This window comes from Aeromonas sp. 601027 (genome assembly GCF_049174455.1).
GTDB lineage: Bacteria > Pseudomonadota > Gammaproteobacteria > Enterobacterales > Aeromonadaceae > Aeromonas > Aeromonas veronii_A.
Map to the genome: position 1 here is coordinate 26,602 of NZ_JAAKTN010000012.1, position 20,493 is coordinate 47,094.

The 20,493-nt window shown below is 61.1% G+C and carries 17 protein-coding genes; 11 read left to right on the forward strand and 6 right to left on the reverse strand.

The window, feature by feature from the left end:
- Positions 1 to 66 precede the first annotated feature (66 nt).
- A complete protein-coding gene (locus tag G5193_RS15315; RefSeq protein WP_266135706.1) occupies positions 67 to 675 on the forward strand; it encodes a thiol:disulfide interchange protein DsbA/DsbL in 609 nt (202 codons plus the stop codon).
- A 72-nt stretch (positions 676 to 747) separates the two neighbouring features.
- Here the strand turns inward: G5193_RS15315 and pncB are convergent, their stop codons facing one another.
- Complete coding sequence (gene pncB, locus G5193_RS15320) at positions 748 to 1,926, reverse strand: nicotinate phosphoribosyltransferase (protein ID WP_047439055.1); 1,179 nt, start codon at positions 1,924 to 1,926, stop codon at positions 748 to 750.
- An 89-nt stretch (positions 1,927 to 2,015) separates the two neighbouring features.
- Entirely contained in the window at positions 2,016 to 2,651 is a 636-nt protein-coding gene (locus tag G5193_RS15325) for a nicotinamidase (RefSeq protein WP_005356142.1), read from the reverse strand.
- A gap of 74 nt (positions 2,652 to 2,725) precedes the next feature.
- Between G5193_RS15325 and G5193_RS15330 the strand changes: the two genes are divergently transcribed.
- A complete protein-coding gene (locus G5193_RS15330) occupies positions 2,726 to 3,376 on the forward strand; it encodes an NUDIX hydrolase (protein ID WP_201953894.1) in 651 nt (216 codons plus the stop codon).
- Positions 3,373 to 3,879, forward strand: a complete 507-nt coding sequence (locus G5193_RS15335) for a DUF523 domain-containing protein (protein ID WP_421206295.1) — start codon at positions 3,373 to 3,375, stop codon at positions 3,877 to 3,879. The genes G5193_RS15330 and G5193_RS15335 overlap by 4 nt, the downstream gene beginning before the upstream one ends.
- Here G5193_RS15335 and G5193_RS15340 read toward each other — a convergent pair.
- From G5193_RS15340 to G5193_RS15350, 3 genes are all read right to left on the reverse strand, one after another.
- Positions 3,804 to 4,769, reverse strand: coding sequence for an acyltransferase (locus G5193_RS15340; RefSeq protein ID WP_421206296.1), 966 nt, complete (start codon positions 4,767 to 4,769; stop codon positions 3,804 to 3,806). The genes G5193_RS15335 and G5193_RS15340 overlap by 76 nt on opposite strands.
- 6 nt (positions 4,770 to 4,775) lie before the next feature.
- On the reverse strand, positions 4,776 to 5,675 hold the full coding sequence (locus G5193_RS15345; protein ID WP_005356150.1) for an acyltransferase: 900 nt from the start codon (positions 5,673 to 5,675) through the stop codon (positions 4,776 to 4,778).
- Positions 5,676 to 5,801: 126 nt separating this feature from the next.
- Positions 5,802 to 7,316 carry a YifB family Mg chelatase-like AAA ATPase gene (locus G5193_RS15350; RefSeq protein WP_421206298.1) on the reverse strand — a complete coding sequence of 505 codons (1,515 nt, stop codon included), beginning with the start codon at positions 7,314 to 7,316 and terminating at the stop codon, positions 5,802 to 5,804.
- A 384-nt stretch (positions 7,317 to 7,700) separates the two neighbouring features.
- On the opposite strand from G5193_RS15350, the gene ilvG reads away from it, so the two are divergent.
- The 5 genes from ilvG (at position 7,701) to ilvA (ending at position 14,089) form a co-directional block, all read left to right on the forward strand.
- Positions 7,701 to 9,347 (forward strand): acetolactate synthase 2 catalytic subunit, encoded by a 1,647-nt coding sequence (ilvG, locus tag G5193_RS15355; RefSeq protein ID WP_227341747.1) that lies wholly within the window; start codon positions 7,701 to 7,703, stop codon positions 9,345 to 9,347.
- Complete coding sequence (gene ilvM, locus G5193_RS15360) at positions 9,344 to 9,622, forward strand: acetolactate synthase 2 small subunit (RefSeq protein ID WP_005342011.1); 279 nt, start codon at positions 9,344 to 9,346, stop codon at positions 9,620 to 9,622. Before ilvG ends, ilvM begins: the two co-directional genes overlap by 4 nt.
- A gap of 12 nt (positions 9,623 to 9,634) precedes the next feature.
- Positions 9,635 to 10,579 (forward strand): branched-chain amino acid transaminase, encoded by a 945-nt coding sequence (locus G5193_RS15365; protein WP_005357461.1) that lies wholly within the window; start codon positions 9,635 to 9,637, stop codon positions 10,577 to 10,579.
- A 144-nt stretch (positions 10,580 to 10,723) separates the two neighbouring features.
- The gene (gene ilvD, locus G5193_RS15370; RefSeq protein ID WP_041209479.1) at positions 10,724 to 12,565 is read left to right on the forward strand and encodes a dihydroxy-acid dehydratase; all 1,842 of its coding nucleotides are present in this window, start codon (positions 10,724 to 10,726) and stop codon (positions 12,563 to 12,565) included.
- A gap of 3 nt (positions 12,566 to 12,568) precedes the next feature.
- On the forward strand, positions 12,569 to 14,089 hold the full coding sequence (gene ilvA, locus G5193_RS15375) for a threonine ammonia-lyase, biosynthetic (protein ID WP_167570662.1): 1,521 nt from the start codon (positions 12,569 to 12,571) through the stop codon (positions 14,087 to 14,089).
- Between the two features lie 49 nt (positions 14,090 to 14,138).
- Here the strand turns inward: ilvA and G5193_RS15380 are convergent, their stop codons facing one another.
- Positions 14,139 to 14,591 (reverse strand): HPP family protein, encoded by a 453-nt coding sequence (locus G5193_RS15380; RefSeq protein ID WP_227342965.1) that lies wholly within the window; start codon positions 14,589 to 14,591, stop codon positions 14,139 to 14,141.
- 76 nt (positions 14,592 to 14,667) lie between these two features.
- On the opposite strand from G5193_RS15380, the gene G5193_RS15385 reads away from it, so the two are divergent.
- The 3 genes from G5193_RS15385 to mgtA all read left to right on the forward strand — a co-directional run bounded on the left by G5193_RS15385 (position 14,668) and on the right by mgtA (position 20,448).
- Positions 14,668 to 15,234: a TetR/AcrR family transcriptional regulator gene (locus tag G5193_RS15385; RefSeq protein ID WP_182963048.1), complete on the forward strand. Its 567-nt coding sequence runs from the start codon at positions 14,668 to 14,670 to the stop codon at positions 15,232 to 15,234.
- Positions 15,235 to 15,360: 126 nt separating this feature from the next.
- Positions 15,361 to 16,455: a porin OmpA gene (gene ompA, locus G5193_RS15390; RefSeq protein ID WP_421206301.1), complete on the forward strand. Its 1,095-nt coding sequence runs from the start codon at positions 15,361 to 15,363 to the stop codon at positions 16,453 to 16,455.
- A gap of 1,230 nt (positions 16,456 to 17,685) precedes the next feature.
- The gene (mgtA, locus tag G5193_RS15395; RefSeq protein WP_421206303.1) at positions 17,686 to 20,448 is read left to right on the forward strand and encodes a magnesium-translocating P-type ATPase; all 2,763 of its coding nucleotides are present in this window, start codon (positions 17,686 to 17,688) and stop codon (positions 20,446 to 20,448) included.
- The last annotated feature ends 45 nt before the right edge of the window (positions 20,449 to 20,493 follow it).

Genomic DNA, 20,493 nt, shown 5'->3' on the forward strand with positions numbered 1-20,493 from the left:
CAATAGGCTTGGCACTGCTTCGGTTCGCCGGGCGTGCCTCACAGTGATCCCTTAACAGGAAACATCATGAAAAAAGTTCTATTTTTCCTTGCTGCCATGCTGATGATCCCCATGGTTCACGCCGCCCCAGAGTTCAAGGAAGGCGTCAACTACGATGTGGTCAAACAGACTGGCAGTGCCCAGCCGGAAGTGATGGAGTTTTTCTCCTACTACTGCCCGCACTGCGCTACCTTCGAACCGATCGTTGAACAGTTGAAGGCCGGGTTGCCAGAGGGTGTGCCCCTCAAGAAGAACCCGGTTGCCTTCCTCGGCCGCGAAATGGGCCCCGAGATGCAGCGTGCCTATGCCGTTGCCAGCCTGCTCAATGCCGAAGCCAAGATGACTCCGGCCATCTTCACCAAGATCCACACCCAGCGTCAGCCGCCGATGAGCCGTGACGACGTGAAGAAGATCTTCGTGGACAACGGCGTACCGGCTGAAGAGTTCGACGGTGCCGTCGACAGCTTTGCCGTCTCCGGTATGGTCTCCCAGTTCGATCGCAACACCGAGAGCTACAACATTCGCGGTGTACCGGCCTTCCTGGTGAACGGCAAGTACATGGTGAAGATTGAATCCATCACCTCTCAAGAGCAGTTCAACAAGTTGGTGCAGTTCCTGCTGGCCAAGAAAGACTGATACCCCTTGAGTCGATAAAAAAGCCCGCCGGTGCGAACCGGCGGGCTTTTTGTTTTCTGGCGATCTCGAAGATCAGACCCCGACGTGGAACGCCTGTTTGAGGTTGCGGATAAACTCCGCATCCCGGCAGAGGGTCTTGCCCGGGCTGTCGGAGATCTTGGCGACCGGGCCGCCATTGCACTCGATCAGCTTGAAGACGATGTTCATCGGGCTGACACCGGGCAGATCGCAGGTGAGCTTGGTGCCGATGCCGAAACTGGTGTTGATGCGACCACGGAAGTGACGGAACAGCTGCACCGCCTTGTCGAGGTTGAGCCCGTCGGAGAAGACCAGGGTCTTGTCGGTGGGGTCGATGCCGAGGCGCTGATAGTGGCTGATCGCCTTCTCGCCCCACACCACGGGATCGCCGGAGTCGTGACGCAAGCCCTGATAGCTGCTGGCCAGCTCGAAGTCGAAGTCCCGCAGGAAGGCATCCATGGTGATGCAGTCGGTCAGGGCGATGCCGAGATGGTCGGTGAACTCGTCCAGCCAGCTGGTGAGGGCGGCGCGCTGGCTGTGCTCCAGCGGGAAGCCGAGCTGCTGGTGCGCCTGGAACCACTCATGGGCCTGGGTGCCGACCGCGGGCAGCTTGTACTTCTGGGCCAGCATGTAGTTGCTGGTGCCGCGAAATGCCGGCAGCCGCTCCTTGAGGCGACCCACTACCGCATCCTGCACCGCGTGGGAGAAGCGGCGGCGGGTGCCGAAGTCGATGAGGTTGAACTCGCTCATCTCATCGCGGCTCAGCTCCTTCTCCAGCTTGTCGATCTTCTGATCGAGCCGCTCCAGCGCGTGGCTGACGCCGAACTGGGGGTAGCGGAAGCGGTTGCGCATCTCGCTGATGATGGCGAGCACCGGGATCTCCCACAGGATCACATCCTGCCAGGGGCCCTCGACCCGCACATTGATGCGGCCATCCTGCTCGAACACCTTGAGCAGGGAGGCGTCGAGCGGCTTGCGGCGCAGGTGGTCGAGGTAGTCAGGGGTGAAGAAGGGACGCTCGGCCAGAAAATCGAGCTCTGGCCTGGTCAATCGCAGGGAACCGGCGAGGCGCAGTTGCTCCTCGATCTGCCCCATCATGGGCAGCAGATCCTCTTCATTGCGGCTGTGAAACTCGGCCACCACCTCGGCATCCGGATAGCGATGGAACACCGCCTGCTGCATATGCAGCTTGTAGGCGTCGGTGTCGAGCAGGCTGGTAAGAATCGGTGGCATATCAGGCTCCCCGCAGGCGGGCGAACGCCAGTTGCATAGGTAAATTGCAGGCGCCGCTATCGGACAGGCTGGTGAGGATGAGGGGCATATCAGGCGTCCAGCAGGCGTTGTACATCGATCAGGGTCTGGGCCAGTTCGGCGCCAGCCTCGATCATCTGGGTGTGGGCGCTGGCAACCGTCGCGGGGGCGATGCCACGACAGGCATCGAGATGGACGATCACCCGGAAACCGGCGCGGCGCAGTTGCAGCACGCTGGTTTTGACACAGTAGTCGGTGGCGAGGCCGCCGACCAGTACGGTATCGACCTGGCGGGCTTGCAGGAATTCGATGAGTCCGGTGCTGCGCCGTTCAGCCAGGTCGTGGAAGCAGGTGCCGTAGGGATGCAGATCCGGCTCGACCCCCTTCCAGACGAAGAAGTCATAGTCGATGGGGGCGGGCAGGCCGTCGAGCAGCTCGAAGCCCTTGCTGCCCGGAACGCAGTGCACCGGCCAGGTGAGGTCGGCGTTGGGCAGATCCAGCGGCAGCAGCATGCCTGCGGGGTCAGAAACGGCCCAGTCGGCATTGGCAGGGTGAGAGTCTTTGCTGCCGATCCGCAGCGTGGCGAGGGTGGCCTGAGCGTTTAGCGCAGCCACAATATCATCACCGCCCGCAACGGGCAGTTCGTTCGGGCAGAGGGGGGTAAAGCCCTTCTGCGCATCAATATCCAGGCTGGCGACGGTTCCCATGATTGGCTCCTGCACATACTATTCGTGTGATATTATCTACCAAACATTAATGGAAGGCGAGCAGGGCGATCGGCATGCTGAGAATGAGTCTGGATATGGTGGTGCTGCGGTTGCATGAGGAGCGGCTCGAGCTACTGCTCGAGACCCGCGATCGCCCCCCCTTTGCCCACTGCTGGCAACTGCCGGCGCTGCGCATCGACGAGACCCAGGATCGGGATCTGGATGCCGCCCAGCGCCGTCTGCTGGCGGAGTGGGGGCTCGGTCACTGCTACAGCGAGCAGGTCTGCACCCTCGGCAATCTGGAGCGGGATCCCCGCGGCTGGTCCACGACCCTGGTCTATCTCTGTCTGGTCGATCCGGAAGTGGAAGCGATCCACGGTTGCTGGCATCCGCTCGCCAACCTGCCGGGGCTGAGCCTCGCCTTCGACCATGTTCAGCTCATCGCCAAGGGGTTGGAGCGGCTGCGGATCAAGAGCCGCTACAGCACCCTGCCGCTGCAACTGCTGGGGCCCGAGTTCACCCTCTCCGAGGTGCAGCGCGCCTTCGAAATCATCCTGCAAACACCCATGAATACGGCGGCATTTCGCAAGCGGATCCATCGCGCCGACATTCTGGTTGATACCGGCCGCAAGCGCACCGGCAAACAGCGCCCCGCCATCCTCTACCGGCTGGAGAGCCCCTGCTGCGTGATGTTCGATCAGGTGATGCACGGAGCGGAAGCATGAGTGAGACCGGTGTGCACAAGGTGCTGGTGAGTGCCTGCCTGCTGGGTCAGCCGGTGCGCTACGATGGTCAATGCAAGGGGATCGTCAGCGACTGGCTGAGTGAGCTGGGTGCCGAGGGGCGGGTGCTGGCCTTCTGCCCCGAAGTGGCGGGCGGTTTGCCGACCCCGCGCCCTCCTGCAGAGCAGCAGGGTGAGCGGGTAGTGACGGCGAGCGGGCTGGATGTGACTGCCGAGTTCGACCGTGGCGCCGAGCTGGCGCTGGAAATCTGTCAGACGCAGGGCATTCGCTTCGCGCTGCTGAAAGAGGGGAGCCCCTCATGTGGCAGCGGCCGTATCTATAACGGCCGCTTTGAGGGGGTCTCTGTGGCGGGCGAGGGCAAGACCACCGCCCTGCTGCTGCGCCACGGGATTGCTGTCTTTTCCGAAAATCAGTTGGCCGAGTTGGCTTCTGCGCTCTCTTTGGATTCCTCCCCGGATTTGGCGGCAACCGGCAGCGGCACCTGACCGCTCTGCCACCCCTCCAGCACCTCGTCTTTCTCCTGCCAGCGCTGGTTTAGCCACTCCTGAAAACCGCGTTTGAACTGCTTGTCGTTGAAGTAATCCCCAATCAGCGCCTCATCCACCGGCAGCTCTTCAATCCGCACCTGAATGCGTTTTACCCGCCCCATCAGGAAGTCCTTGAACGGGGTCTCGGCGTTTTCCGGATAGCGGATGGTGACGTTGATCAGGCTGACGAACTGCTCGCCCATGGCGGCCAACGTAAAGGCCAGCCCCGCCGCCTTGGGCGGCATCAGATGGCGGTAGCGGGAGCGTGATGCGTCCCGTTTCTGCTCGGTGAAGCGGGTTCCTTCCACGAAGTTGATGACGGTAGTGGGGATGTGGCGAAACTTCTCGCAGGCGTTGCGGGTGGTCTCGATATCCTTGCCGCGCAGGTGCGGGTTCTTCAGCAAAAACTCCCGTGAGTAGCGACGCATAAAGGGCATATCGAGCCCCCAGCAGGCGAGCCCCAGCAGCGGGATGTAGATGAGCTCGTGCTTCATGAAGAACTTGGGCACCGGCAGCCTATCCCGGAACAGGTGGCCGAGCACCACGATATCGGTCCAGCTCATATGGTTGCTGATGATGAGATACCAGCCATCCTTGCGCAGCTTGGTATTGTCCTCCACCTGCCAGTCAATACGGGTGGTGAGGCGGATCACCAGCGCATTGCAGGCCAGCCACAGTCTCATGAAGCGGTTGTTGAGCCGGCTGCAGGCACGGCCAAAGGCCGGGATCGGCAGCAACAGTTTGGCCAGCGACACCAGCAGGATCAGACTGGCGCACAAGGCGGTGAAAAGGATGGTCAGGCCCGCGCTGATGATCAGCACCAGCGGGCCGGGAAGCAGGGATAGCATGAATGTTTACTGCGCCTTGGTTGCCAGCAGTTGGCTCAGGGTCTGGTCCTTTTCGTGCCAGATCCCGTTCAACCACTGTTGAAACTCTTGTTGGAACTCGGGGTCATTGAAGTAATCCCCCACCAGCTTGCGGTCGATCGGCAAATAGCGGACCTGAACCTTGATTTGCCCGACCCGGCCACACATGAAGTCCCAGTAGCTGGGGATGCCGTCCGGATAGGCGATGGTGACATCCACCAGTTGATGCAACTGGTCACCCATGGCTGCCAGGGTAAAGGCGATGCCGCCTGCTTTCGGTTGGAGCAGGTGACGATAGGGCGAACCCTGCTTCTGATGTTTGCCCTTGGTGAAGCGGGTGCCTTCGACGAAGTTCATCACACTCACCGGAATGTGGCGGAACCGGGCACAGGCTTTACGGGTTGTTTCAATGTCTTTTCCCTTCAGATGGGGATGCTTTTCCAGAAATTTCCTGGAATATCGCCGCATGAAGGGGAAGTCGAGCGCCCACCATGCCAGACCGAGAAAAGGTACCCAAATCAGCTCTTTCTTGAGGAAAAATTTCAGGAAGGGGATTTTTTGGTTAAAAACCCGCTGCAGTACCAGTATGTCGACCCAGGATTGATGGTTGGCAATCACCATATACCACTCATTCCGGCGCCCTTTGTCCACTCCGACCACCTCGAAAGGGGTTTTGATGATGGTTTTCTGGATCAGATTGTTGAAACCGATCCAGCAGCTGGCACAGCCATCCAGCAGCCAGTTGCAGAGGGTGCGCCACCCCTTGAGGGGGAGCAGGAGCTTGAGCAGACCCAGCGAGAAGATGGGGACAAACCAGAAGAGGGTGTTGAAAAAATAGAGCAGGGTGGAGAGGCTGCCGCGCAGTCGCTCTGTCAGCTTGTTGGGCATGAGTCGGGTCCGTCTTGCTGTCGATAAAGGGCCATCAAGTGGTCAGATCTGTGGCCATAATATCAGCCGATTGCCCGTGAGACCATTCAGAGCCGTTATGGGGTCGGACTCACCCTTTCCCTTCTGTCAGCTGCTGCGCAGTCGCGACAGCAGCCGGTCCATGGCGCGATAACCGAGCGCCTCGATAAGATGCTCCTTGCCGATGGCGGGTTGCCCGGCCAGATCGGCGATGGTGCGTGACACCCGCAGGATGCGATGCCAGGCCCGGATGCTGAGCCCCAGCTTCTGGATGGCGTTCTCCAAAAATTCGGCATCTTGCGGTGATAGGCGGCAAATATCCTCTATCTCACGGCTATCCAGCAGGTTGTTGAGCTTGCCGTTGCGACTCAGCATGCGCTCCCGTGCCACCAGTACCCGATCGCGGATCTGCTGGCTCGACTCCCCCCGCTCCGCCTTGCCGGTCAGGCTCCCCTTGGGTAGTAGTGGCACTTCCACAGTCAGATCGAAGCGGTCGAGAAAGGGGCCGGAGAGCTTGCCGAGGTAGCGCAAGATCTGATCCGGGCTGGAGCGGGTCTGGCCGTCGCCATAGTGGCCACAGGGGCTGGGATTCATGGCGCCGACCAGCTGGAAGCGGGCGGGAAAATCCACCTGGCGGGCGGCCCGGCTGATGGTGATGTGCCCCGTCTCCAGTGGCTCGCGCAGGGAGTCGAGCACCTTGCGCTCGAATTCGGGCAGCTCGTCGAGAAACAGCACCCCGTTGTGGGCCAACGATATTTCGCCGGGCCTTGGGTGGCTGCCGCCGCCCACCAGCGCTACTGCGGAGGCACTGTGGTGGGGCGTGCGATAGGGTCTGTGGTGCCAGTGACCGGCGCGCGGAGTGAGGCCGCCGATGGAGTGGATGGCGGCGGTCTGCTGCGCCTCCTGCTCGCTGAGCGGCGGCAGAATGCCGGGCAATCGGCTCGCCAGCATGCTCTTGCCGGTGCCGGGCGGGCCGATGAACAGCAGGTTGTGGCTGCCGGCGGCGGCGATCTCCAGCGCCCGCTTGGCCTGTGACTGGCCGATCACATCCTGCAGGTCCGGCACATTGGGCAGGCTCTCCGTGCTTTGGGGATCCGGCAGCGGCAGTTCGTACTGGCCTGCCAGCCAAGCTGTGACGGCCAGCAGCTGATGGGCGGTGCGCACTTCGGCATCCTGAATGAGGGACGCTTCGGGGCCGTTCTCCCGCGGTACCAGCAGAGTGCGCCCCGCATCCCGGCAGGCGAGCACGGCGGGCAGCACCCCGAGCACGGGGCGAATTTCGCCGGTCAGGGCCAACTCCCCCAAAAATTCATGATCGAGCAGGTATTTTGCCGGTATCTGCTTGGAAGCAGCGAGAATGCCGATGGCGATGGCCAGATCGAAGCGGCCCCCCTCCTTGGGTAGATCGGCGGGAGCCAGATTGACTGTGATGTGTTTGCTCGGGAACTCGAAATTGCCGTTGAGCAGGGCGCTGCGCACCCGGTCTCGCGACTCCTTCACCGAGGTTTCCGGCAGGCCGACCATGTTGAAGGCAGGCAGGCCGTTGGAGAGGTGAACTTCCACTGTAACTTGCGGGGCCGCGATCCCGAGGCTGGCACGGCTATAAACCACAGCTAATGACATAAATCCCGTCCTTGAGTTGATATATGTTCTGACTAACTGCTTGTTGTTGGTTTTTTATTCCAGAGTTCCGGCTGGGGAATAGCCAAAATCAGTGGGTTGTCACAGAAAAAAGGCTTGCCCAATAAAAATCACCGTGCTAGTTCTAATAGCCATTCGCGGTAGAAACCGCCCCAATTTCACAGGATTTCCGGTTGTAACTATGAACATGGCCTCCCGTTTCGTCAGCATTATTGTGGTCCTAGTGGTGATTATTATCTCACCGCTCGGGGCTCGTTTAGCTGCACGGAACAAGGGATAGACCCACCACCGGACAGAACGAAACAAGCGACCCCCGAGCCTCACAGCCCGGGGGTTTTTTTTCGACCAAAGGACAGGATTTTCCACATGAACGGCGCGCAGTTTTTGGTACAGGCTCTCAAAAAACAGGGTGTGACCCAGGTGTTTGGTTACCCGGGCGGGGCCATCATGCCGGTCTACGATGCCCTGTATGACGGTGGTCTGGCCCATCAGCTCTGTCGCCACGAGCAGGGTGCCGCCATGGCGGCGGTGGGTTATGCCCGCGCCTCCGGTCAGGTGGGAGTCTGCATCGCCACCTCCGGCCCCGGCGCCACCAATCTGGTGACCGGTCTGGCGGAGGCGCTGCTCGATTCGGTGCCTCTGGTGGCCATCAGCGGTCAGGTGCCCTGTTCCGCCATCGGCACCGATGCGTTTCAGGAGGTCGACGTGCTCGGCATGTCCCTCTCCTGTACCAAGCACTCCTTTATGGTGACCGATGCCGCTGATCTGGGGCGGGTGCTGGCAGAAGCTTTCGCCATCGCCACCGAAGGGCGCCCCGGGCCTGTGCTGATCGACCTGCCCAAGGATGTGCAGCTGGCCGCAGTGCCTCCCCAGAGCCCGCTGTTTGCGGTGGAAGAGCCGGAGGTGCTCAATCCCTCGGATCTGGCCGCGGCCCGCACCCTGCTGGCTGCCGCCGAGCGTCCGGTGCTTTACGTCGGTGGCGGGGTGGGTATGGCCAATGCCGAGCAGCAGTTGCGTGACTTTGCCGCCGCAACCGGCATGCCTGCGGTCACCACCCTCAAGGGGATTGGCGCGCTCGACCCCGATAGCGCCGTTTATCTGGGCATGCTCGGCATGCACGGCACCAAGGCCGCCAACTACGCGGTGCAGCAGTGCGATCTGCTGCTGGTGGTGGGCGCCCGTTTCGATGATCGGGTGACCGGCAAGCTGGAGGAGTTCGCCCCCGAAGCCAAGGTGATCCATCTCGATGTGGATGCTGCCGAGTTCGGCAAGCGCCGCGCCGCCGAGGTGGGTATCACCACGGATCTCAAACAGGTGCTGCCGCGCTTCGCCATGACTCTCGACATCGCCCCCTGGCGTGAGCACTGCGCCGCCATGGCCCGCGAATATGCCTTTCGCTACGACCATCCCGGTCATGCCATCTACGCTCCGGCTTTGCTCAAGCAGCTCTCCGCTAGGTTGCCGGAGAGCAGCGTGGTCGCCTGCGACGTGGGTCAGCACCAGATGTGGGTGGCCCAGCACATGCGCTTCACCAGTCCGCGCAACCACCTCTCCAGCGCCGGTCTCGGCACCATGGGCTTCGGTCTGCCGGCCGCCATCGGGGCCAAGATGTCGCGCCCCAATGATGAAGTGGTGCTGGTGAGCGGCGACGGCTCTTTCATGATGAACGTGCAGGAGCTTGGCACCATCCGCCGCGCCCAACTCAAGGTGAAGATGGTGCTGCTGGACAACCAGCGCCTCGGCATGGTGCGCCAGTGGCAGGAGCTATTCTTCGACGGCCGCTACAGCGAGACCATCCTTTCCGACAACCCCGATTTCGTCGCCCTGGCTGCCGCCTTCGGCATCCCCGGCGAAACCATCACATGCAAGGAGCAGATAGCCGGCGCCCTCGATCGCCTGCTGGCAAGCGAGAGTGCCTACTTGCTGCATGTGGCTATTTCAGAGGAAGAAAACGTCTGGCCCCTGGTTCCGCCGGGAGTCGCCAACCACCAGATGATGGAGCAACGCCCATGAACCCGCACACCCTTGCCCAGCCAGCATTTGCACAACACACCCTGCATATCCACGCCCAGCCCAGACCCGAAGTGATGGAGCGGGTGCTGCGGGTGGTGCGTCACCGCGGCTTCAATCTCTGCGCCTTGAATATGGAGCAGGATTGCCAACAGCTGCGGATCACGGTTACTGTCGAGTCGGTGCGTCCCATCCAGCAGTTGTGGAGCCAGCTGGTGAAGCTGGTGGACGTCTCCCGGGTCGATGCACTGGAACAGCAACCCCGGATCAGAGCTTAAGGAGCCAAGCCAATGTCACAGCCTTCCCAATCTGCCACTCACCCCCAATACATCTGGTTCAACGGCAAACTGGTGCCCTGGCAGGATGCCCAGGTGCACGTCATGAGCCACGCCCTGCACTATGGCTCCTCGGTGTTCGAGGGGGTACGCGCCTACGACACCCCCAAAGGCACCTGCATTTTCCGTCTGCAGGAGCACACCCGCCGCCTGTTCGACTCCGCCAAGATCTACTGGATGGACGTCCCCTACAGCGAGTCCGACGTGAATGAAGCCTGCCGCACCGTGGTGCGCGAGAACGGCCTGAAGAGCGGCTATCTGCGCCCGCTGGCCTTTGTCGGCAATGTGGGGCTGGGGCTGCATCCGCCACTGGATGCCAAGGCCGACCTGATGGTGGCTGCCCTGCCGTGGGGCGCCTATCTGGGGGAAGAGGGGCTGAAAAACGGGGTGGATGTCTGCGTCACCTCCTGGAACCGACTCGCTCCCAACACCATTCCCACCGGCGCCAAGGCGGGCGGCAACTATTTGTCATCCCAGCTGATCAGCCGCGAGGCCAAGCGCAACGGCTTCGCCGAGGGGCTGGCACTGGATGTGAACGGCTACCTGAGCGAAGGGGCGGGTGAGAACCTGTTCCTAGTGAAGAACGGCGTACTGTTCACCCCGCCTGCTACCGCCGCCATCCTGCCCGGCATCACCCGCGACACCATCATGACGCTGGCCCGTGATCTGGGTTACGAGGTGCGCGAGCAGGCACTGCCCCGCGAGGCGCTCTATGTCGCAGACGAGATCTTCATGACCGGCACCGCCGCCGAGGTGACCCCGGTGCGCTCCGTTGATCGAATGAAGGTGGGCGCTGGCAGCCGTGGCCCGGTGACCGAGCAGCTACAGAACGCCTTCTTCGGCCTGTTCAATGGCAAGACCGAAGACAAGTGGGGCTGGCTGACCCCAGTCAACGACTGATGAGAGAGGGGAGGCGTCATGCCTCCCCGAGTCGCTTCCGGTGAGCGCTTCCCAGAGGAGTCTTCACCAGGATCGATTCTGATCCACTCGTATCATCACCGCATAACGCATCGAGCCCATATGGGCATTCAGGGAGTAGAGACAATGCCGAAGTTGAGATCCGCCACCACCACCCACGGACGTAACATGGCCGGGGCCCGCGCCCTGTGGCGTGCCACCGGAATGACCGATCAGGATTTCGGCAAACCCATCATCGCCGTGGTCAACTCCTTTACCCAGTTCGTGCCGGGCCACGTGCATCTCAAGGACTTGGGGCAACTGGTGGCGCGCGAGATTGAAGCCGCTGGCGGGGTGGCCAAGGAGTTCAACACCATCGCCGTGGATGACGGCATCGCCATGGGCCACGGTGGCATGCTCTACTCCCTGCCATCGCGGGAGCTGATTGCCGATTCGGTGGAGTATATGGTCAACGCCCACTGCGCCGACGCCATGGTCTGTATTTCCAACTGCGACAAGATCACCCCGGGGATGCTGATGGCGGCCCTGCGCATCAACATTCCGGTGATCTTCGTCTCCGGCGGCCCGATGGAGGCGGGCAAGACCAAGCTCTCCGACCAGATCATCAAGCTGGATCTGGTGGATGCCATGATCCAGGGCGCCGATCCCAAGGTGTCGGATGCCCAGAGCGAACAGGTGGAACGCAGCGCCTGCCCCACCTGCGGCTCCTGCTCCGGCATGTTTACCGCCAACTCCATGAACTGCCTGACCGAGGCGCTTGGCCTCTCCCAGCCGGGCAACGGCTCGCTGCTGGCGACCCACAGCGACCGCGAGCAACTGTTCAAGCTGGCGGGTCAGCGCATCGTGACTTTGGCCAAGCGCTGGTATGAGCAGGACGATGCCTCGGCACTGCCGCGCAATATCGCCACCAAGGCGGCGTTCGAGAACGCCATGGCGCTCGACATCGCCATGGGTGGCTCCACCAATACCGTGCTGCACCTGCTGGCGGCGGCGCAGGAGGCCGGTGTCGACTTCACCATGGCCGACATCGACCGCATGTCCCGCAAGGTGCCGCAGCTCTGCAAGGTGGCGCCCTCCACCCAGAAGTACCATATGGAAGATGTGCACCGCGCCGGTGGCGTGGTCGCCATTCTGGGCCAGCTGGAAAAAGCGGGTCTGGTGCATGGGGATACCCGTACCGTGCTGGGTTGCTCCCTCGTCGAACAGCTCAATGAATATGATGTCAGCCGCCAGCCGAGTCAGGAGGTGGTGGACTTCTACCGCGCAGGCCCTGCCGGCATCCGTACCACCAAGGCGTTCAGTCAGGATTGTCGCTGGCCGGAGCTGGATCTGGACAGAGCCGAAGGGTGCATCCGCTCGCTGGACAACGCCTACAGCCAAGAGGGTGGTCTGGCGGTGCTCTCCGGTAACCTCGCGGTCAACGGCGCCATCGTCAAGACCGCCGGGGTGGATGAGGAGAACCTCACCTTCCGTGGCCCGGCCCGGGTATTCGAGAGTCAGGAGAGCGCGGTGAACGGCATCCTCGACGGCACCGTGAAAGCGGGCGAGGTGGTGGTGATCCGCTATGAAGGGCCGAAAGGGGGCCCCGGTATGCAGGAGATGCTCTACCCAACCACCTATCTGAAATCCATGGGACTCGGCAAGGCGTGTGCCCTGATCACCGATGGCCGCTTCTCCGGCGGCACATCGGGCCTCTCCATCGGCCACGTATCGCCGGAGGCCGCTTCCGGCGGCACCATAGGTCTGGTGGAGGATGGCGACATCATCAGCATCAACATCCCGGCTCGCAGCATGGTGCTGGAGGTGGCCGACAGCGTGCTGGCCGCCCGCCGTGTCGCCGTGGAAGCCCGTGGCTGGAAGCCGCTCGATCGTCAGCGTCAGGTCTCCTTTGCCCTGCGCGCCTACGCCATGTTCGCCACCAGCGCCGACAAGGGCGCGGTGCGTGATCGCACCCTGTTGGGGGAATAAACCATGGTCTCTGCGGCGGATTATCTACGCAAGGTGTTGCTCTCCCCCGTCTATGAGGCGGCGCGGGTGACCCCTTTGCAAACCCTGAAGAAACTTTCCGAGCGGCTCGGCAACCATGTCAGCCTGAAGCGGGAGGATCTGCAACCGGTCCACTCCTTCAAGCTGCGCGGCGCCTATCACAAGATCGCCACCCTGACCGAGGAGCAGAAGGCGCGCGGCGTTATCGCCGCCTCTGCTGGCAACCACGCACAGGGGGTCGCCCTGTCGGCCGCCAAGCTCGGCATCAAGGCGATCATCGTGATGCCCAAGACCACGCCGGATATCAAGATCGACGCGGTGCGCCGGCAGGGCGGCAACGTCATGCTGTTTGGCAACAGTTTCGACGAGGCCTACGGCGAGAGCCGCCGCCTCTCCGAGCTGGAGGGTTACACCCTGATCCCGCCGTTTGACGACGTCGAGGTGATCGCCGGGCAGGGCACCATCGGCAAGGAGTTGCTGGAGCAGGATACCCACCTCACTCACGTCTTTGTGCCGGTGGGCGGCGGTGGGTTGGCCGCCGGGGTGGCGGTCTATATCAAGCAACTGCTGCCGGATGTGAAGGTGATCGGGGTGGAGGCTGAAGGGTCTGCCTGTCTCAAGGCCGCGCTGGCGGCCGGCGAGCCGGTCAATCTGGAGCGGGTCTCGCTGTTTGCGGACGGGGTGGCGGTCAAGCGCATCGGCGAGGAGACCTTCCGCCTGTGCAACCAGTATCTGGACGAGGTGGTGACCGTCTCCAACGACCAGATCTGCGCCGCACTGAAAGACATCTTCGACGACTGCCGCGCCATCGCCGAGCCGTCGGGCGCCCTCTCGCTGGCGGGCCTCAAGGCCTACAGCGAGCGGGAGCAGGTCAAAGGGGGGCGGATGGCGGCCATTCTCTCCGGCGCCAACGTTAACTTCCACAGCCTGCGCTACGTGTCGGAGCGCTGCGAGATCGGCGAGAAGCGCGAGGGCATGCTGGCGGTGACCATCCCCGAGCGCAAGGGGGCCTTCCTCGACTTCTGTCGTCAGCTTGGCCCCCGCATGGTGACCGAGTTCAACTATCGCTACGCCGATGCCGAACAGGCGTCGCTGTTCGTTTCGGTGCGCCTCACCGGCGGTGACGAAGAGCTCGGCCAGATCATCGATCAGCTCGGTGGCAACGGCTATCCAGTGGTCAACATGACCGAGAGCGAGCTGGCCAAGAATCATGTGCGCTACATGATTGGCGGCCGCCCGGCCCGGCCCCTTGGTGAGCGTCTCTACAGCTTCAAGTTTCCGGAGCAGCCTGGCGCCCTGATGCGCTTCCTCGAGACACTGGGTTGTCGCTGGAACATCAGCCTGTTCCACTACCGTAACCACGGTGCCGACTACGGCCGCGTGCTCTGCGCCTTCGAGCTGCCGGATGAAGACGTGGCAGCCTTCCACGACTACCTGCGCGAGATTGGCTACGGCTGGAAAGAGGTGAGCGACGACCCCGCCTACCGGCTATTCCTGGCTAGTTGATGGCGGGATCGCGATGAAGCAGGAGGGAGGCGTTGTCCTCCCTCTGTTTTTAGGCTGCAATTGGGAACTTCTGTCTGAGCCATTGAAATCCATGGGCCAGTGCCATCAGCAGCAGGGTGCCGGGCAGCACCGTTTGCCACAGGAAGGCTGGCTCTTGTCCTGTCATCAGGATCAGCAAGGGATTGGCGCCCGCCGGAGGGTGAAGAATATTCAGTCCCTGCATCAGGGCGATGGCCAGCCCGGTTGCCAGAGCCATCTGCATTTCAGCAGGGAGGGGAAGCAGGCCGATGACCAGTCCGACGCAGGCCGTCAGCAGGTGTCCACCCAGCACGTTTTTGGGGCGCGCCAGCGGACTATCTGGCAGGGAAAACAACAACACACAGCTGGCCCCGAAAGGTGCCATGACTAGCGCGACATGCCAGCTCAGATTGAGCCATCCCAATATGCCGATGGTGAGTGCGGCGCCCACACCTGCCCATAACGGGCCATACCATTTTGTCATCATGCTTTCCTCTTGGTTTGCCAGAACTGATTAGGCACATTAGGTAGACAGATCGGTGTACTTCAAGAGGCAAATCATGAGTGAGAAGCGTCAACAACTGGTGGCGACGGCCTACCGTCTGTTCAACCGTCATGGCTTTCATGCCACCGGCATAGATCGCATCTGGGCCGAGGCGGGGAGTACCAAGCGCACCCTCTATCGCCACTTCCCGACCAAGGATGCCTTGATTGAGGAGGTGCTGCTCGCTCGTGACCGGGAGTTCTTCGCCTTGCTTGACCAGCGGCTGGCCGGTGTGAGCGGACGTGAAGCTCGCCTCCAGGCGCTGTTCGATGGTTTCGCGGCGTGGTTTGGCCGCTCTGATTTCTATGGCTGCAACTTTATCAACGCCAGCGCCGAGTTTGCCGACCCACGCCATCCGGTGCGCAAGCTGGTGATGGCCCACAAGCAGGCGTTATTGGGCTGGGTGATAAACCAGCTCAACTGTTCTCTGGCACAGGCCACCGAGCTTTGCCTGTTGCTGGAGGGGGCGATCGTGATGGCTCACAGCTATCAGCAGCCACTGGCGTTGGAGCAGGCCAGAATGCTGGCAAAGACCATTTTGGCCGACGATGGCGCGATAATGCAGGCCGCTTCACACTCCTGAGATGCTGGTCATTTGAGGCTGCGTTCGGATGGGATACCCTGAATAGCGGAGAGGCCGCCTGACGGCTTCACACAGGGAAGAGTGCGCACTCAGGCGCCCATAACGACTTATTGCAGAGGCGAAAATATGAATAAATCCATGCTTGCCGTATTGGTCAGTGGTTTGCTGGCGGCCGGAGCCGTGCAGGCCGCTGCTCAGGACAATACCTGGTATGTCGGTGGCAAGGCCGGTTGGTCCAATTACTATGGCGTTGACCACAACCAGTATGCCGAGTCGATTGCCCAGACGTTGGGTAATACCAGCGAGAACACGGATGATCTGGGTCTGGGTCTGTTCGCCGGTTACCAGCTCAACCCCAACCTGGGGTTCGAGCTGGGTTATGACTGGCTTGGCAAATACGACACCACCTCGGGCACCGGCGCCAATACTCTCAATACCGAAGCCAAGAGCCAGATGATTCAGGCCACCATGAAGATCAGCTTCCCGGCAACGAATGTGCTCGATCTTTATGGCCGGCTCGGCGGTGCCTATGCCTGGACGGATAGCGAGATCAGCTTCGCCAATAGCAGCGAGACCGGTAAAAAGCATGGCGCCGCATTTGTCGGGGCGCTGGGTGCCGAGTACGCCATCGATCGTGACTGGGCCGCCCGTCTGGAGTACCAGTACACTACGCCGCTGGGAGATGCCTCTCTCGATCGCTCAGGCATCGAGCTGGATAACGGCCTGATTTCGTTCGGCATGCTCTATCGTTTCGATCAGCAAGGGGGTGAGGTTGCTGTGCCGGCGCCAGCTCCGGCAGCCGAGCCTGCCCCGGCTGTGGTGGTGGAGCCCAAGACCTTCAGCCTTAGTTCCGATGTGCTGTTCGAGTTCAACAAGGCGACCCTGAAGCCGGCTGCCAATCAGGCGCTCGATGCCCTGTTCAGCCAGATTGTGGCGGCCAATCCGAAGGATGGCGTCGCGACCGTGGTCGGTTATACCGACCGCATCGGCTCCGATAACTACAACCTGGCCCTCTCCGAGAAGCGGGCCCAGAGCGTGGCCAGCTATCTGGTAGCCAAAGGCTTGTATGCTGACAAGGTGCGGGTCGAGGGGCGTGGCAAGGCCAATCCGGTCACTGGCAACAACTGCGCCAGCCGTTCCAAGCAGGAGCTGATCGCCTGTCTGGCACCGGATCGTCGGGTTGAAATCCATCTGGAAGGGGTTTCCCAGCCGGCGCAGTGATGCTGCGGCTAGAGATGGGATTCGAGAAGAACGGGAGGCCAGGCCTCCCGTTTTCTATGGTCAGCGTGATCGGATGGTGGTGCAGACCTGATTTGCCAACATCATGAGTTATCGAATCTTTTCCTAATAGGAATAGTTATTATATTTCCAGGAAATTACAGGATAAAAAAATAGAATTAAACTTTGCGCCTGAAGATCCTTTTGGTTAGAATCTCTGCGTGTTATCAATAGACAGGTAAATATTATGGACTGCGACAGTTGTAGCCGATTGCAAATCGCGATGCGGGTTTACCAGAGCTGAGGCCGAATATTTTATCTTCTCTCTCACTCTGATTGCTCGAATCACAAGCATAGAGTGCAGCATCTATATGAGTCAGCATCGACTCTCACAACCTCTTTATCCCGCCTTCATCAGGGATTCCGGTTGTAAATCTGGATCGTTCCGCTCATCTGCGAGCCATGCGAGCCATGCGCGCCATGCGACCCCTGCAATTGAACGCTTCATCATGCATCCCGGTACTGCCCGTCAGGGCCGTCACAGCGTCGGAACCATGCATCCGTGCCGTGGTCGGGAAGGGATCAAGCGTAAAATAACAAGATGGATAATCTCATATTGAAAACTATTTCGTTTTCGATATGGCAGGTTGCACATTAAAATAAATGATGTGATTGATTAATATATTTCGGCGGTGGCAAGGGTCGCGCTGTAATATTTCTATAGGCGTGGTTTTCTCCGATGTTCTTACCCGCCAGATATCACTGATACTATTTCCTGCCCGCATCCAGTTATTTCAAACTGTCGTAATCCTGATTTTCTTTATGGGTGATGCCGCTCTAGTTGCGGGATCACCGGATTGGTCCGCTGATAATGCAGACTCGCGGCCATGCCTGCCAACGACAGTGTGTATCGCTGTCCATGGTTCGTCCGGCCCTCTCTCCACCCCACTCGGAGGATATCGTATGACCGAAGAGCCCAAACCTCGACCCTCGGGGTTCACGCCTCCCCACTCCTGATCCCCCCTGCGGGGACGGGATGCGGTGTTCTGACCCCTGATCTGACCCAACCATGCTGGTTAGCTCGACGGCAGACATTTGTCTGACGAGCCGCCCCGTGCGCGCCAGTTGAGCGTGCCGGCAACGAGTCGGGTTCACAGCTTTCGATATCAGTACTGACGCCTGGCCTGGCCCGCGACAGGGCCCTTCTGCAAGCGAAAATCAGGATTTAAAGTTATGAAGCAACAACATACTGCCAGCCGGCACAAGCAACAGGGGTTCGTCGCCCCGGGCCGTGCCAATGAGAAGCTCTCCTCCCGGGTGCTCGACGAGGCCGACAAGTCCCTCGAATACACCCTCACTGCCGTGCGCGGCAATATCGACGGCCTGACCGCGACCGAGGCGGCCAATCGTCTGGTCCAGTTTGGCCCCAACGAGGTGACCCACGACAAACCGCCTCATCCATTGATCCAGCTGCTGCAGGCGTTCAAGAACCCCTTCGTGATGGTGCTGATCGTGCTCGGGCTGGTCAGTTACGTGATGGACGTGCTGATGGCTGAGCCCGGCGACGAGGACTGGGTCAAGGTGATCATCCTCGGTGTCATGGTGGGCTTGAGCGGTCTGCTGCGCTTCTGGCAGGAGTACCGTTCCGCCAAGGCGGCCGAGGCGCTCAAGTCGCTGGTGCGCAACACAGCCACCGTACAGCGTCGTCCCTCGCCGGGCGCCACCCCCCAGCGCAAGGAAGTGGCAATGACCGAGCTGGTGGCCGGAGACATAGTGCACTTGCAGGCGGGGGACATGATCCCCGCCGACATCAAGCTGATCGAATCCCGCGATCTCTTTATCAGCCAGGCGGTGCTGACCGGTGAAGCGTTGCCGGTGGAGAAGTACGACACCCTGGGCGCAGTGGCCGAGAAGTCGGCAGACGGCAACAGCACAGGGGACGTGGGGTTGCTCGACCAGCCCAACATCTGCTTCATGGGCACCAATGTGGTGAGCGGTACAGCCAAGGCTGTGGTGGTGGCCACCGGCAGCGACACCTACTTCGGTTCGCTGGCCCGCAACGTGGTGAGCCACAAGCGCATCGAGACCAGTTTCGATCGCGGCGTCAATAGCGTTACCAGGCTGCTGATCCGCTTCATGCTGGTGATGGTGCCCATCGTCTTTATGCTGAGTGGCATCAGCAGTGGTGACTGGATGTCGGCGCTCACCTTCGCGCTGGCGGTGGCGGTAGGGCTCACCCCCGAGATGCTGCCGATGATCGTCTCCGCCAACCTGGCGCGAGGGGCGGTGGCCATGGCCAAGCGCAAGGTGGTGGTCAAACGGCTCAACTCGGTGCAGAACTTCGGTGCCATGGACGTGCTCTGCACCGACAAGACAGGTACCCTGACCCAGGACAAGATCATCCTCGAGCACCACTACGACGTGCGTGGCAACCGGGACGACCGGATCCTGCAGCTGGCCTGGCTCAACAGTTATCATCAGAGCGGCATGAAGAACCTGATGGACATCGCGGTGATCGAGCATGCCGATGTGCTGGGAGCTGGCTGCAAGCCGGCTGGTTACAGCAAGGTGGATGAGTTGCCATTCGACTTCGTGCGCCGCCGGCTATCGGTGATCGTAAAGGATGAGCGTGGCCAGCAGCTGATGGTCTCCAAGGGGGCGGTGGAAGAGATGCTGGCCGTCTCCAGCCAGATCGCCGATGGCCAGGAGGTGCGGGATCTGACCGACGCCGATCGCCTTGCCCTGCTGCGCCAGAGCGAGGAGTTCAATGCCGAGGGCTATCGGGTATTGATCGTGGCGACCCGCGAGATCTCGGCAGGCGAGTGCAAGCAGAGCTATCGTACCAGTGATGAGGTCAATCTGGTGGTGCGCGGCTTCCTCACCTTCTTCGATCCGCCCAAGGATTCGGCCGCACCGGCCATCCGAGCGCTGAACGACTATGGTGTGGCGGTCAAGGTGCTGACCGGTGACAATCCCATCATCACCAGCAAGGTGTGTCGTGACGTAGGGCTGGAGCCCGGCTTACCGCTGCTCGGCAAGGATATCGAAGGAATGGATGACGTGGCGTTGTGCGAGGTGGTCAAGCAGACCACCATCTTCGCCAAGCTCACCCCGCTGCAGAAGTCGCGGGTGGTGAAGGCGCTGCAGGCCAACGGCAACACCGTCGGTTTCCTCGGTGACGGCATCAACGATGCGCCGGCGCTGCGGGATGCGGACGTAGGGATCTCGGTGGACAGCGGTGCCGACATCGCCAAGGAGACCGCCGACATCATCCTGCTGGAGAAGAGTCTGATGGTGCTGGAGGAGGGGGTGATCAAGGGGCGCGAGACCTTTGGCAACATCCTCAAGTACCTCAACATGACCGCCAGTTCCAACTTCGGCAACGTCTTCTCGGTGCTGGTGGCTTCCGCCTGGCTGCCATGGGCACCCATGCTGGCGATGCAGATGCTGATCCAGAATCTGGTGTATGACGTCTCCCAGATGCTGCTGCCGTGGGACAAGATGGATCCCGAGTTCCTCAAGCGACCGCGCAAGTGGGAGGCGAGCAACATCAAGCGCTTCATGCTCTGGCTTGGCCCGACCTCGTCGGTGTTCGATATCAGTACCTATTGCCTGATGTGGTTCGTGTTCGGTGCTGGCACCCTCTATGCCACCGCCAACGGCAGTATGGATCCGCTGGTCAACGGTCAGGCCATCATGAACTCCGGCTGGTTCATCGAGGGGTTGGTGTCGCAAACGCTGGTGGTACATATGCTGCGTACCCGCAAGATCCCGTTCCTGCAGAGTACCGCTACCCTGCCGGTGCTGCTCTCCACCTCGATCGCCATTGCCATCGGCTGCTACCTGCCCTTCTCGCCTGTGGCTGAGCACTTCGGTTTCATCAATCTGGATGGGCCCAAGTACTTCATGTGGTTGGTGATTACCATGCTGGCCTACATGGGGCTGACCCAGACCGTCAAGACCATCTACATCAAGCGCCACGGCCAGTGGTTCTGATGAAGAGTTAGCAAAAAGGCCGGGGTGATCCCGGCGCGACAGAAA

Bases quoted from the DNA above. Each gene is read 5' to 3' on its own strand.
- ilvG (WP_227341747.1), top strand. From the start codon at position 7,701: ATGAACGGCGCGCAGTTTTTGGTACAGGCTCTCAAAAAACAGGGTGTG.
- G5193_RS15340 (WP_421206296.1), bottom strand. From the start codon at position 4,769: ATGCTATCCCTGCTTCCCGGCCCGCTGGTGCTGATCATCAGCGCGGGC.
- G5193_RS15330 (WP_201953894.1), top strand. From the start codon at position 2,726: ATGCTGAGAATGAGTCTGGATATGGTGGTGCTGCGGTTGCATGAGGAG.
- G5193_RS15365 (WP_005357461.1), top strand. From the start codon at position 9,635: ATGTCACAGCCTTCCCAATCTGCCACTCACCCCCAATACATCTGGTTC.
- G5193_RS15385 (WP_182963048.1), top strand. From the start codon at position 14,668: ATGAGTGAGAAGCGTCAACAACTGGTGGCGACGGCCTACCGTCTGTTC.
- G5193_RS15345 (WP_005356150.1), bottom strand. From the start codon at position 5,675: ATGCCCAACAAGCTGACAGAGCGACTGCGCGGCAGCCTCTCCACCCTG.
- mgtA (WP_421206303.1), top strand. From the start codon at position 17,686: ATGAAGCAACAACATACTGCCAGCCGGCACAAGCAACAGGGGTTCGTC.
- ilvM (WP_005342011.1), top strand. From the start codon at position 9,344: ATGAACCCGCACACCCTTGCCCAGCCAGCATTTGCACAACACACCCTG.
- pncB (WP_047439055.1), bottom strand. From the start codon at position 1,926: ATGCCACCGATTCTTACCAGCCTGCTCGACACCGACGCCTACAAGCTG.
- G5193_RS15325 (WP_005356142.1), bottom strand. From the start codon at position 2,651: ATGGGAACCGTCGCCAGCCTGGATATTGATGCGCAGAAGGGCTTTACC.
- G5193_RS15315 (WP_266135706.1), top strand. From the start codon at position 67: ATGAAAAAAGTTCTATTTTTCCTTGCTGCCATGCTGATGATCCCCATG.
- ilvA (WP_167570662.1), top strand. From the start codon at position 12,569: ATGGTCTCTGCGGCGGATTATCTACGCAAGGTGTTGCTCTCCCCCGTC.
- G5193_RS15335 (WP_421206295.1), top strand. From the start codon at position 3,373: ATGAGTGAGACCGGTGTGCACAAGGTGCTGGTGAGTGCCTGCCTGCTG.
- G5193_RS15350 (WP_421206298.1), bottom strand. From the start codon at position 7,316: ATGTCATTAGCTGTGGTTTATAGCCGTGCCAGCCTCGGGATCGCGGCC.
- G5193_RS15380 (WP_227342965.1), bottom strand. From the start codon at position 14,591: ATGACAAAATGGTATGGCCCGTTATGGGCAGGTGTGGGCGCCGCACTC.
- ompA (WP_421206301.1), top strand. From the start codon at position 15,361: ATGAATAAATCCATGCTTGCCGTATTGGTCAGTGGTTTGCTGGCGGCC.
- ilvD (WP_041209479.1), top strand. From the start codon at position 10,724: ATGCCGAAGTTGAGATCCGCCACCACCACCCACGGACGTAACATGGCC.